A 13,195-nucleotide genomic window follows, 5' to 3' on the forward strand; every position below is an offset into this window, starting at 1 on the left:
AATTCTGTTGTTCCGGTCCTTGTGGTGGCAGCCCCGCCGCCATCGCGAGCAGGCTCGCTCCCACAAGGGGTACGCATCTCCTGTGGGAGCGAGCCTGCTCGCGAGGGCGACCGCAGGCTCACCACAGGACCCAAGCCAATCAAACGTTCTGCCGTTCGCCTTTCGGATCGAAGAACACCGAAGAAACGATTTCCGCCTCGATCACGCTGCCGTCGGCCAGCGGGGCGAACACGCGCTCACCGATACGCTTCAGGCCGCCCTTGACCACGCCCATGGCAAACGAATAGCCCAGGGAGTTGTGCAGGTAGCTGGAGGTGACGTGACCGACCATCGTCATCGGGATCGCCTGCTTGGTGTTGAACACCAGTTGCGCACCTTCCGGCAGCCATTTGGTCGGGTCGATCGGTTTCAGGCCCACCAGTTGCTTACGCTGATCGCGCACGCAATCTTCACGGTTCATGCCACGCCAGCCGATCCACGAGAACGGTTTGGTGCGACCCACGCACCAGCCCATGTTCAGGTCGTCCGGGGTCATCGAGCCGTCGGTGTCCTGGCCGACGATGATGAAGCCCTTCTCCGCCCGCAGGATGTGCATGGTCTCGGTGCCGTACGGCGTGAGGTTGTACTGCTTGCCCGCCTCGACGATTTTTTCCAGCACGCCCATGGCGTAGTCGGCTTGCACGTTGACTTCGTACGACAGTTCACCGGTGAACGAAATCCGGAACACCCGCGCCGGCACGCCACCCACCAGACCTTCTTTCCAGGTCATGAACGGGAACGCTTCGTTGCTCAGGTCGATGTCGGTGACCTCGCTGAGCAGCTTGCGGCTGTTCGGCCCGGACAGGGTCATGGTTGCCCAGTGATCCGTCACGGAGGTGAAGTACACCTTCAGGTCCGGCCATTCGGTCTGCTGGTAGATTTCCAGCCATTGCAGCACGCGTGCCGCGCCGCCAGTGGTGGTGGTCATCACGAAATGGTTGTCGGCCAGACAGGCGGTCACGCCGTCGTCGAACACCATGCCGTCTTCTTTGCACATCAGGCCGTAGCGCGCCTTGCCCACGTCGAGCTTGGTCCAGGCGTTGGTGTAGATGCGGTTGAGGAACTCCCGCGCATCCGGGCCCTGGATGTCGATCTTGCCCAGGGTCGAAGCGTCGAGCAGGCCGACGCTGTCGCGCACGGCTTTGCATTCGCGTTTCACCGCGGCGTGCATGTCTTCACCGTTCTTCGGGAAGTACCACGGACGTTTCCACTGACCGACGTCCTCGAACTCGGCACCGTTCTTCACGTGCCAGTGATGCAGCGCGGTGAAGCGCACCGGCTCGAAGATGTGCCCACAGTGACGACCGGCCACGGCGCCGAAGGTCACCGGCGTGTAGTTCGGACGGAACATGGTGGTGCCCATCTGCGGGATGGTCACGTTCAGCGAGCGAGCGGCAATGGCCAGGCCATTGACGTTGCCGAGCTTGCCCTGGTCGGTGCCGAAGCCCAGCGCGGTGTAGCGCTTGACGTGCTCGACCGACTCGAAGCCTTCGCGGGTCGCCAGTTCGATGGCGGCGGCGGTGACATCGTTCTGCAGGTCGACGAATTGCTTCGGCGCACGGGCGGTGCTCTTTTCGTGCGGCACCTGGAACAACGCCAGGGTCGGCTCCTCGAGACGGCTCAGGGCTTTGGGCAAGGTACCCTCGACCACACCGAAACCGGCTTCACTGGCAGCGCGAGCACCGCCTTCGAAACCATCGGCCAGGGAATCGCCGAGGCCGTAGACGCCGTTGATGCCGCCGACGCACACGCGTTTTTGCGGCGCTTCACCCGGTACGAAACCGAGGATGTCTTCACGCCAGGTCGGCTTGCCACCCAGGTGCGAAGCCAGGTGAACCACCGGGCTGTAACCGCCGGAACTGGCGATCAGGTCGCAATCGAGCCATTCGCCAGGGCTGGTCACGGCGTGGGCCTTGACGTCGATCGCGGCCACGCGGGCAGCGGTCACGTGCTTGCTGCCACGGGCTTCGATCACCGCGCTGCCGGTCAGGATACGGATGCCCTTGGCACGGGCTTCTTCGACCAGCGCACCGCGCGGGTTGCTGCGGGCGTCGGCGATGGCCACCACTTGCAGGCTGGCATCGAGCCAATCCAGGGCAACACGGTAGGCATGGTCGTTGTTGGTCGACAGCACCAGTTTCTTGCCCGGAGCCACGCCGTAACGGCGAACGTAGGTCGACACGGCGCCGGCAAGCATGTTGCCCGGCACGTCGTTGTTGCCGTAGACCAATGGACGCTCGTGGGCGCCGGTCGCCAGGACCACGCGCTTGGCACGAACCCGGTGGATGCGCTGGCGCACCTGGCCAATCGGCGCACGGTCGCCGAGGTGATCGGTCAGGCGTTCGTGGATGGTCAGGAAGTTATGGTCGTGGTAGCCGTTGACCGTGGCGCGCGGCAACAGCAGCACGTCCGGGGTGTTCTTCAATTCGGCGATGACGCTGGCGACCCATTCGGTCGCGGGCTTGCCGTCGAGGCTTTCGCGGGAGTCGAGCAGGCTGCCGCCAAACTCTTCCTGCTCATCGGCGAGGATCACCCGGGCGCCGCTGCGCGCAGCCGCCAGGGCAGCCGCCAGGCCCGCAGGACCGGCGCCCACCACCAGCACGTCGCAGTGCTGGTTCATGTAGTCATAGGTGTCCGGATCGTTCTCGGTCGGCGAGCGGCCCAGGCCTGCGGCCTTGCGGATGTACTTCTCGTAAGTCATCCAGAACGATTGCGGGTACATGAAGGTTTTGTAGTAGAAGCCCGGTGGCATCAGCTTGCCGCCGACCTTGCCGAGAATCCCCATCATGTCGTTGTTCACGCTCGGCCAGCCATTGGTGCTGGTGGCGACCAGGCCCTGGTACAGCGCCTGTTGCGTGGCGCGTACGTTGGGGATCTGCGTGGCTTCGGTGGCGCCGATCTGCAGCACCGCGTTCGGTTCTTCGGCACCGGCGGCGAAAATGCCCCGCGGGCGGGAATACTTGAAGCTGCGGCCGATGATGTCGACGCCGTTGGCCAGCAGTGCAGCGGCCAGGGAGTCGCCTTCGAAACCTTTATAGGTCTGGCCGTTGAAGGTGAAGCTCAGGACTTTGTTGCGGTCGATCCGTCCGCCGTTGGACAGGCGATTGATCTGGCTCATACCTTCTCTCCCAGAGCCGTGGCGGCCGCTTTCGGGCTGTCGGTCTTGTCGGTGAATTGTGGCTTGGTGCCGATCTTGTAGGTTTCCAGAATCTCGTAGGTCACGGTGTCGCGGGTGGCGTTGAAGTACTGACGGCAACCGGCGGCGTGGATCCACAGTTCATGGTGCAGGCCACGAGGGTTGTCGCGGAAGAACATGTAGTCGCCCCACTCCTCGTCGGTGCAGCTGTTCGGGTCCAGTGGGCGCGGGATGTGCGCCTGGCCGGATGCATGGAATTCCTCTTCGGAGCGCAGTTCGCCGCAGTGAGGACAGAAGATATGCAACATGGTGGATTTCTCCTGTTAGTGGGCAACCGCAGCAGCGCCGTGTTCATCGATCAACGCACCGTTGTGGAAACGGTCGATGGAGAAAGGGGCGGCCAATGGGTGCATCTCACCCTTGGCCAGGCTCGCGGCAAACACGTTGCCCGAACCCGGTGTGGCCTTGAAGCCGCCGGTGCCCCAACCGCAGTTGAAGAACATGTTCGGGACCGGGGTTTTCGAGATGATCGGGCAAGCGTCCGGCGTGGTGTCGACGATGCCGCCCCACTGGCGGTTCATCCGCACGCGCGACAGGACCGGGAACATTTCGACGATGGCCTGGATGGTGTGTTCGATCACCGGGTACGAACCCCGCTGGCCATAGCCGTTGTAGCCGTCGATGCCGGCACCGATCACCAGGTCGCCCTTGTCGGACTGGCTGATGTAACCGTGCACGGCGTTGGACATGATCACGCTGTCGATGATCGGCTTGATCGGCTCGGACACCAGCGCTTGCAACGGATGGGATTCGATTGGCAGGCGGAAGCCGGCGAGCTTGGCCATGTGCCCGGAGTTACCGGCCGTCACCACGCCAACGCGCTTGGCGCCGATGAAACCCTTGTTGGTTTCGACACCGATGCACACGCCGTTTTCCTTGCGGAAACCGATCACTTCGGTCTGCTGGATCAGGTCCACGCCCAGGGCGTCGGCGGCACGGGCAAAGCCCCAGGCCACGGCATCGTGACGGGCCACGCCGCCGCGACGCTGGACGGTGGCGCCCATCACCGGGTAACGGGTGTTCTTCGAGCAGTCCAGGTACGGGATCTCGTCGGCAACCTGCTTGGCATCCAGCAGTTCGCCGTCGACGCCGTTGAGGCGGTTGGCGCTGACCCGACGCTCGGAATCACGGATGTCCTGCAGGGTGTGGCACAGGTTGTAGACGCCGCGCTGGGAGAACATCACGTTGTAGTTCAGGTCCTGGGACAGGCCTTCCCACAGTTTCATCGCGTGTTCGTACAGGTGCGCCGACTCGTCCCACAGGTAGTTGGAACGAACGATGGTGGTGTTGCGCGCGGTGTTGCCACCGCCCAGCCAGCCTTTCTCGACCACGGCGACGTTGGTGATGCCGTGTTCCTTGGCCAGGTAGTAAGCCGTGGCGAGACCGTGCCCGCCACCACCGACGATGACCACGTCGTAGACTTTTTTCGGCGTGGGCGTGCGCCACATCCGCTGCCAGTTTTCGTGATGGCTCAGAGAGTGCTTGAAGAGGCCGAAGCCCGAATAGCGTTGCATAGTCATTTACTCCAAAACCGCACTCAGCGATAAACCGGGAAGTCCGCGCACAGGGCCGATACCTGCTGGGCGACATTGGCCTCGACATCGGCATCGCCGAGGTTGTCGAGGATGTCGCAGATCCAGCCGGCCAGCGTGACGCACTGGGTCACCTTGAAACCGCGCGTGGTCACCGCCGGGGTGCCGATGCGCAGGCCAGACGTGACGAACGGCGACTGTGGATCATTCGGCACGGCATTCTTGTTCACGGTGATGTGAGCACGGCCGAGCGCGGCGTCTGCGTCCTTGCCGGTAAGCCCCTGGCGGATCAGGCTGACCAGGAACAGGTGGTTGTCGGTGCCGCCGGACACTACATCGTAGCCGCGTTTGATGAAGACGCCGGCCATGGCCTGGGCGTTGTCGATCACTTGCTGCTGGTAAGCCTTGAAGCCAGGCTCCAGCGCTTCCTTGAAGCACACCGCCTTGCCGGCGATCACGTGCATCAGCGGGCCGCCCTGGGCGCCGGGGAAGACCGCCGCGTTGAGCTTCTTCTCGATCTCTTCGTTGGACTTGGCCAGGATCAGCCCGCCACGCGGACCACGCAGGGTCTTGTGGGTGGTGGTGGTGACCACGTCGGCGTAGGGCAGCGGGTTCGGGTACAGGCCGGCAGCGACCAGACCAGCCACATGGGCCATGTCGACGAACAGCAGCGCGCCAACCTTGTCGGCGATCTGACGGAAACGCGGGAAGTCCAGGGTCTTGGAGTAGGCGGAGAAGCCGGCGACGATCATCTTCGGCTTGCATTCAACGGCCAGGCGCTCGACTTCGTCGTAGTCGATCAAACCGGTCTTGGTGTCGATGCCGTACTGCACGGCGTTGTACAGCTTGCCCGAGGACGACACCTTGGCGCCGTGGGTCAGGTGACCGCCGTGGGCCAGGCTCATGCCCAGGATGGTGTCGCCGGCTTGCAGCAGGGCCAGGTACACGGCGCTGTTGGCCGAGGAACCGGAGTGCGGCTGGACGTTGGCGTAATCGGCGCCGAACAGTTGCTTGGCGCGTTCGATGGCCAGCGCTTCAACCTTGTCCACGTGCTCGCAGCCACCGTAGTAGCGCTTGCCCGGATAGCCTTCGGCGTATTTGTTGGTCAGGCCGCTGCCCTGCGCTTGCATGACGCGCTTGCTGGTGTAGTTCTCCGACGCGATCAGCTCGATGTGATCTTCCTGACGTTGCTCCTCGGCATTCATCGCCGCCAGCAGTGCATCGTCGTAACCCTGGATCTGGTCTTGCTTGCTGAACATCGCGTCTCTCCCAGCGGCATCTGTGCGCCATTCGTCTCGGTGAGGCAACGGTTTTTCGACCGTGCCCTTTGATGCGATGGTATGACCGGCGCAGACAGGTCAAATGCCTACGCACGCCACGCAAAGGCGCGTTTACGACATGGCCTGACCAGGCAGTGCGAAACCTTGCGGGAGCGGGCTCAGGCGAAGATCTGGCGCACGAGCGACAGCAAAAGGAAATGCCCCGGATACAACCCATACGCCCAGCGCCGCATCGGTGGTGGTTTTACGCCCCTTGCCTGTCGCAACAGGAACAGTCCGACCCCTGGCGCAATCAGGCATGTGCCGACGGCCGCCATCGCCACGGAGCTGCCCAGTCGCACCGAGTAATACAGCACCTGCCATTGATTGGCCGCCAGGCACACCAGGCCTGGCAGCAGCGCGAAATACCAGGGACGGCGAATCACCAGCCAGATCGCCAGCGGCAACAACACACCGAAAAAACCAAACATCAAGTGCGCCGCGAACAGGGCCGCCAGCACCACGGCCACCACCGCCAGCAGCCACGCCTGAAGGCCGCGGTCCTGCCAGCCGCGCACCACGAGCAGGCCCAGCGCCAACGTGGGCATGACGTTCAGCGTGTCGGCATCGACGATGAACAACCGGTAGGGGATTTCACTCACCGCGCTGAACAGCACCAACCAGCCGAGATAGCGCCACCGGTCAGGCCTTGCACCCGAGTCCCGCGCCAGATTGGCCGCCATCGCCAGGCAGAACCAGGGAAACGCCAGACGTCCCGGCACATACAGCCAATCGGCGGAGAAACCGACATATCGCAGGTGATCGAGCACCATGCTCAGCAACGCCAGCCATTTGAGCAGATCCAGTGCCCCATCCCTGTGCGTCATGTGCATAATTGCCCGTCGTCTTTGAATTTTTTTGTCTGACGCATCCTGTGTGCTCCCCGGATGATCTTCGGTAAAGTGCGCACCATCAATGACCACGAGACGCTTCACCATAGGCGTCTCGACCACGGAAAGCAGGGCCATGACCGATAAGAGCCAACAATTCGCCAGCGACAACTATTCCGGCATCTGCCCTGAAGCCTGGGCGGCCATGGAACAGGCCAACCATGGCCATCAGCGCGCCTACGGCGACGATGAATGGACCGCCCGCGCGTCCGATCAATTCCGCAAATTGTTCGAAACCGACTGCGAGGTCTTCTTCGCCTTCAACGGCACCGCCGCCAACTCGCTGGCCCTGTCGTCGCTGTGCCAGAGTTACCACAGCGTGATCTGCTCGGAAACCGCCCACGTCGAAACCGACGAATGCGGTGCCCCGGAGTTCTTTTCCAACGGCTCCAAGCTGCTGATCGCCGGCACCGAAAACGGCAAGCTGACCCCGGACTCCATCCGCGAAGTGGCGCTCAAGCGCCAGGACATCCACTACCCGAAACCCCGTGTCGTCACCCTGACCCAGGCCACCGAAGTCGGCAGCGTCTACACCCCGGAAGAAATCCGCGCCATCAGCGCCACCTGCAAGGAACTGGGCCTGAACCTGCACATGGACGGCGCCCGTTTCTCCAACGCCTGCGCCTACCTGGGCTGCACGCCTGCCGACCTGACCTGGAAGGCCGGTGTTGACGTGCTGTGCTTTGGCGGCACGAAAAACGGCATGGCGGTGGGTGAAGCGATCCTGTTCTTCAACCACAAGCTGGCCGAAGACTTCGACTACCGTTGCAAACAGGCCGGGCAACTGGCGTCGAAAATGCGCTTCCTCTCGGCGCCGTGGGTCGGGATCCTGGAAAACGACGCCTGGCTCAAGTACGCCCGCCACGCCAACCACTGCGCGCAACTGCTGGCCGAGCTGGTCAGCGATATCCCCGGCGTCGAACTGATGTTCCCGGTGCAGGCCAACGGCGTGTTCCTGCAGCTCTCGGAACCGGCCATCGCCGCCCTGACCGCCAAGGGCTGGCGCTTCTACACCTTCATCGGCAAAGGCGGCGCACGCTTCATGTGCTCCTGGGATACCGAGGAAGAACGCGTGCGTGAACTGGCGGCGGACATCCGCGAAGTCATGGCGCGCTGACCCCGAAGCACCCGTGGGAGCGAGCCGGCTCGCGATGAAGCCGGCACTCCAGGCGCGAGTCCGCCGGCACGCCGTCATCGCCAGGCCGGACTCGCCCCCACAAACACGCCATCGGCCCGCCCTCCCCCTTCGCAACGAATGTCTTCGTCTACATTGTTTGTCGAGCCCACCTGCTCACAAAACAACAATCAGGAGCATCCGCATGTCATTGCAAGGCAAAACCCTATTCATTACCGGCGCCAGCCGCGGGATTGGCCGTGAGATCGCCCTGCGCGCGGCGCGCGATGGCGCCAATATCGTGATTGCGGCCAAAAGCGCCGAGCCACACGCCAAATTGCCGGGCACGATCCACAGCGTGGCCAAGGAAGTCGAGGCGGCGGGAGGCCAGGCGCTGGCGCTGCAAGTGGATGTGCGTGACGAGGTCGCGGTGCATCAGGCCCTGGCCCGGGCCAATGAACATTTCGGCGCCATCGATGCATTGGTCAACAACGCCGGCGCCATCAAGCTGACCGGAGTCCAGCACCTGGAACTCAAGCGCTTCGACCTGATGCACCAGATCAACACCCGCGCCGTGCTGCTGTGCAGCCAGGCGGCGCTGCCCTACCTGAAGAAGTCAGCGGGACACATCCTCAACCTGTCGCCACCGCTGAATCTGGACACCCGGTGGTTCGCCCAATACAGCCCGTACACCGTGACCAAGTACGGCATGAGCATGCTGACGCTGGGCATGAGCGAGGAATTCAAAAGCTACGGCATCAGCGTCAACTCGTTGTGGCCGCAAACCATGATCGCCACCGCCGCCATCGAGTTTCAACTGGGCTCACGGGAGTCGTTTAAACACGCCAGGACGCCGGCGATCATGGCGGATGCCGCGCATGTGATCCTGAGCAGCACCGGTCGCAGCCTGACCGGACGGCTGCTGGTCGATGAGGCAATATTGCGCGAGAACGGCGCCACCGAGTTCGAACACTACCGGTTCGCGCCCGACAGCAACGACAAGCTGATGCCGGACCTGTTTATCGATTGATCGCCCATCTCCTGTGGGAGCGAGCCTGCTCGCGATAGCGGCGCTGCGTCCACTACCGCTATCGCGAGCAGGCTCGCGCCCACAGAAGGCATAAAGCCCAGGGCGATCAAAACTCGATGCGCACATCCCCCTTCGGCACGCTGCAGCACGACAGGATGTAGCCCTCGGCTTCGTCTTCCTCGGTGATCCCGCCGTTGTGCTCCATCTCGACTTCACCACCGAGCTTCAGCACCTTGCACGTGCCGCAGATGCCCATGCCGCAAGCCTTGGGAATCAGCAGGCCGACCTTGGCCGCTGCGGCGTGCACGGTCTCGCCCGGGGCCACGCGGATGCTCTTGCCGGAGGCGATGAATTCCACCTGATGCAGGTCCGCCGCATCGACTTCCGGAGCGTCAGCGGCCTGTTCGGCCTGTTCCACGGCATCAGCACGGGCTTCGGGAGGCGTGGCACCGAAGGATTCCTCGTGATACCGCTTCATGTCGAAGCCCACCGACTCGAGCATGCGCTTGACGGCGTTCATGTACGGCGTAGGGCCGCAGCAGAACACTTCGCGCTCCATGAAGTCCGGCGTCATCAGCTCGAGCATCTTGTGGTTCAGGTAACCGCGATAGCCGGCCCATGGTTCACCCAGCCCGTGCTTCTCGCAGATCAGGTGCAGGCTGAAGTTGTCGATTCGCGACGCCATGTGCTCCAGCTCGCGGTGGTAAATGATGTCCTTGGGGGAACGGGCGCTGTGGATGAACACCATGTCGACATTGCCGTTTGTGTCGTAGAACCATCGGGCCATGGACATGCAGGGGGTGATCCCGACGCCGCCGCTGAGGTACAGCACCTTGGGCGCGGGAAAGTCGATCGCGTTGAACAACCCGACCGGGCCGTGCACCGCCAGCTCCTGGCCTTCGTGCAGGGTGTCGTGCAACCAGTTCGAGACCTTGCCGCCCGGCACGCGCTTGATCGTCACCGAGAAGCTGTACGGCACCGAGGGCGAACTGGAAATGGTGTACGAGCGCATGATCGGCTGCCCTTCGATCTCCAGCTCCAGGGTGACGAACTGCCCCGGCTTGAAGAAGAACATGATCGGCTGGTCGGCCATGAAACAGAAGGTGCGCACATCCCAGGTTTCCTGGATGACTTTGACGCAACGGACGATGTGTCGACCATTGGCCCAGGTCTGGGTGGTTACCGGGTTCAGGAAGTTGTTGGACATGCTGTTCTCCGTAGCCGATGGTCGGCCTTATGGTGGCGATTCTGCGTATAGCGCGAACCACCCATTTACCTATCAGCGACATTCACATACTTATCGCGACCAGCCCCCAACTACCGGGGGTTGCGCGTCGGGAACAGATTGGGCCATGTCGCCCATGGATAAGGTTGCGGGCAACGCCGGCCCCACACTCGCCCCATACCAAGACAGAACCTTTACACCTTGCGTAGCAACCCGCCACACCGACCACCAAGCCTTTTCGCCGGCCACGCAGATGGCCATGAGGATTAAACGATGACCGTCACTACTACCCTGAGCCTGGGCGATCCGCTGGAACCCGCACGCAAGGCCACCGCACAGATGCTGCAGGAGCGCGAACGCACCTTCTCGCTGCCGCAGCCGTTCTATTGCGACGATCGCCTGTTCGATATCGACATGCAGGAGATTTTCCAGAAAGAGTGGCTGATCGCCGGCATGACCTGCGAGATCCCGGCCAAGGGCAACTACCTGACCCTGCAGATCGGCAAGAACCCGATCATCGTGATCCGGGGCGCCGAAGGCGTGGTCCACGCCTTTCACAACGTCTGCCGTCACCGTGGCTCGCGCCTGTGCACCAGCGACAAGGGCAAGGTGGCCAAACTGGTCTGCCATTATCACCAATGGACCTACGAGCTCGATGGTCGCCTGCTGTTCGCCGGCACCGAAATGGGCGCCGACTTCGACATGAAGCAGTACGGCCTCAAGCCGGTGAATGTGAAAACCGCTGGCGGCTACATCTTCATCAGCCTGGCGGAAAACCCACCGGCCATCGATGACTTCCTGTCGACGCTCAACCATTACATGGAACCGTACGACATGGAAAACACCAAGGTGGCGGTGCAAACCACCTTGATGGAAAAGGCCAACTGGAAACTGGTGCTGGAAAACAACCGCGAGTGCTACCACTGCAACGCGTCGCACCCGGAACTGCTGAAAACCCTGCTGGAGTGGGACGACGTCACCGACCCGCGCGCCGACCAGGCGTTCAAGGACCATGTCGCCGCTTCCGCCGCGGCCTGGGAAGCCGAGAAGATCCCCTACGCTCACGCCAGCTTCGGCCTGCGTAACCGCATCGTGCGCATGCCGCTGCTCAAGGGCACCGTATCGATGACCCTGGACGGCAAACAGGGCTGCGCCAAACTCATGGGCCGCATCAAGAACCCGGACCTGGGCTCGATGCGCATCCTGCACCTGCCGCATTCGTGGAACCACTGCATGGGCGACCACATCATCGTGTTCACCGTGTGGCCGATCAGCGCCCAGGAAACCATGGTCACCACCAAGTGGATCGTGCACAAGGACGCGGTCGAGGGCGTGGACTACGACGTGGAGCGCATGCGCCAGGTCTGGGACGCCACCAACGACCAGGACCGTCGCCTGGCTGAAGAGAACCAGCGCGGCATCAACTCCACGGCGTATCAGCCTGGCCCTTACTCCAAGACCTATGAGTTCGGTGTGGTCAACTTTGTGGACTGGTACAGCGAGCGCCTGCTGAGCAACCTCGGTGCCGAGCCTGCGCCGTACCTCAAAGGGGTACCGGTTCAGGGCTGACACTACCCTTGTAGAAGCGAGGGAGACGCCTGGTTCTTGCTCGCTCCTACAAGTTCTGTACGAATTTTGATCTAGCGCATTCAACGCCACACACTCCGGGGCTTCCAGCCCTCCGCGAACAAGTTATCCACATCTCCACCCACAGCAAATGGGGACAACTGTGGATTCAACGCCCACTTTATCCGCAGAAACCAAAGAAAATCCGTGACTTATCCAAAAGCCCCGCTTTGGATAACGACTGGTCGTTTTTTGATCTAAACCCTGCAAGCCAATGTCTGCAAGGCCTGTAGCCGATCGCGAACACCTTATCCACAGAAGCGCCAACAGACTTTGGGGGCAACTTGCGCACGGCTGTGGAAAACCGCTGAAAGACTGGAAAAACAAGGGTTCCCAGCGTTTTGACAGGGTCATAATTCGAATATGGTTACTTTTTGACCAAGTCTTCGCAGGCCTTGTTTTACAAGGCCTTCAGGAGAGAGCGAACATCTTATCCACAGATGCGCCAACAGAGATTGGGGGCAACTTTGGCCGCCAGCCTGGGGAAAAAGTCTGTGAAAACCGTGACTTAGACTGGTCAATTTTCGTACGAAGGCCTGCAGGGCTTGATTTTCGTGGCGTTGCATGAAGGGTGAACATGTTATCCACAGAAGCGCTAACAGTGTTTGTGGGTAACCACCACCCGCAGGAGATTTGTTCAGGTTTCAGACCAGTGCATCAGGTAGGCCTCACCGGTGACCCGGATCATCGGATGGGGAGTGATCAGACAAGTGTCGGCGATGCGAAAGCCATGTCGCTCGTAAAAGCGCCGGGCGCCGGCATTGGCGGCGTAATCGATCAGACTCAGCCCCTTGAGGCCAAGCCGGTTGGCACGCTCATGGGCATGGTCGAGAAAGTGCTTGCCCAGCCCCTGGCTGCGCCAGCCTTCATGCAACGCCAGGCTGGAGATGTACAGGGTGTCAGGGATTTCCATGTCGGCGTAGGGCGCCAGTACCGGGTCGGTGGTCGGCTCGGCCAGCGGGTCGTGGCGCATGGCATAGCTGTGCATCATGCCGATGACCTGGCCATCGGCCTCGGCAATCAGGCAGTTCTGGTACGAGAAGTCCACATCGTCACGGGCATAACGCAGCGCCCCCACATCCAACAGGTCCTGGCCGGGAGCGGCGATCTGGCTCCAGATGTAATCGGCGGCTCCTTCGGAGGAAATCTGGAACAGACGGGCAATCTCCCGGGCGTCGCTGCGCAAGGCGGGACGGAATTCAACTGGCATTGATTTTTTCCCTT

The 13,195-nt window shown here is 62.1% G+C and carries 10 protein-coding genes; 3 read left to right on the plus strand and 7 right to left on the minus strand.

The features are described from left to right. Window positions 1-139: 139 nt before the first annotated feature. The 5 genes from IB249_RS16620 to IB249_RS16640 form a co-directional block, all read right to left on the minus strand. Window positions 140-3,157, minus strand: a complete 3,018-nt coding sequence (locus IB249_RS16620; RefSeq protein WP_192306640.1) for a sarcosine oxidase subunit alpha — start codon at window positions 3,155-3,157, stop codon at window positions 140-142. Beyond that, complete coding sequence (locus tag IB249_RS16625) at window positions 3,154-3,483, minus strand: sarcosine oxidase subunit delta (protein ID WP_192306643.1); 330 nt, start codon at window positions 3,481-3,483, stop codon at window positions 3,154-3,156. Before IB249_RS16625 ends, IB249_RS16620 begins: the two co-directional genes overlap by 4 nt. Before the next feature lie 15 nt (window positions 3,484-3,498). Further along, the gene (locus tag IB249_RS16630; RefSeq protein WP_007980419.1) at window positions 3,499-4,749 is read right to left on the minus strand and encodes a sarcosine oxidase subunit beta; all 1,251 of its coding nucleotides are present in this window, start codon (window positions 4,747-4,749) and stop codon (window positions 3,499-3,501) included. A 23-nt stretch (window positions 4,750-4,772) separates the two neighbouring features. Next, a complete protein-coding gene (gene glyA / locus IB249_RS16635) occupies window positions 4,773-6,026 on the minus strand; it encodes a serine hydroxymethyltransferase (protein WP_192306644.1) in 1,254 nt (417 codons plus the stop codon). A 179-nt stretch (window positions 6,027-6,205) separates the two neighbouring features. Further along, window positions 6,206-6,919, minus strand: a complete 714-nt coding sequence (locus IB249_RS16640; RefSeq protein ID WP_225607068.1) for a TraX family protein — start codon at window positions 6,917-6,919, stop codon at window positions 6,206-6,208. A 133-nt stretch (window positions 6,920-7,052) separates the two neighbouring features. Here IB249_RS16640 and IB249_RS16645 point away from each other — a divergent pair, with 133 nt between their 5' ends. Next, on the plus strand, window positions 7,053-8,093 hold the full coding sequence (locus tag IB249_RS16645) for a low specificity L-threonine aldolase (protein ID WP_192306646.1): 1,041 nt from the start codon (window positions 7,053-7,055) through the stop codon (window positions 8,091-8,093). Window positions 8,094-8,295: 202 nt separating this feature from the next. Beyond that, window positions 8,296-9,120: an SDR family oxidoreductase gene (locus IB249_RS16650; protein WP_192306648.1), complete on the plus strand. Its 825-nt coding sequence runs from the start codon at window positions 8,296-8,298 to the stop codon at window positions 9,118-9,120. Between the two features lie 106 nt (window positions 9,121-9,226). Here the strand turns inward: IB249_RS16650 and gbcB are convergent, their stop codons facing one another. Further along, window positions 9,227-10,327, minus strand: coding sequence for a glycine-betaine demethylase subunit GbcB (gene gbcB, locus IB249_RS16655; protein WP_192306650.1), 1,101 nt, complete (start codon window positions 10,325-10,327; stop codon window positions 9,227-9,229). 291 nt (window positions 10,328-10,618) lie between these two features. Here gbcB and gbcA point away from each other — a divergent pair, with 291 nt between their 5' ends. Then, complete coding sequence (gene gbcA, locus IB249_RS16660; protein WP_192306652.1) at window positions 10,619-11,914, plus strand: glycine-betaine demethylase subunit GbcA; 1,296 nt, start codon at window positions 10,619-10,621, stop codon at window positions 11,912-11,914. Between the two features lie 694 nt (window positions 11,915-12,608). Here gbcA and IB249_RS16665 read toward each other — a convergent pair. Beyond that, window positions 12,609-13,181: a GNAT family N-acetyltransferase gene (locus IB249_RS16665; RefSeq protein WP_192306654.1), complete on the minus strand. Its 573-nt coding sequence runs from the start codon at window positions 13,179-13,181 to the stop codon at window positions 12,609-12,611. Between the last annotated feature and the right edge of the window lie 14 nt (window positions 13,182-13,195).

This window comes from Pseudomonas sp. PDM04 (genome assembly GCF_014851765.1).
Taxonomy (GTDB): domain Bacteria; phylum Pseudomonadota; class Gammaproteobacteria; order Pseudomonadales; family Pseudomonadaceae; genus Aquipseudomonas.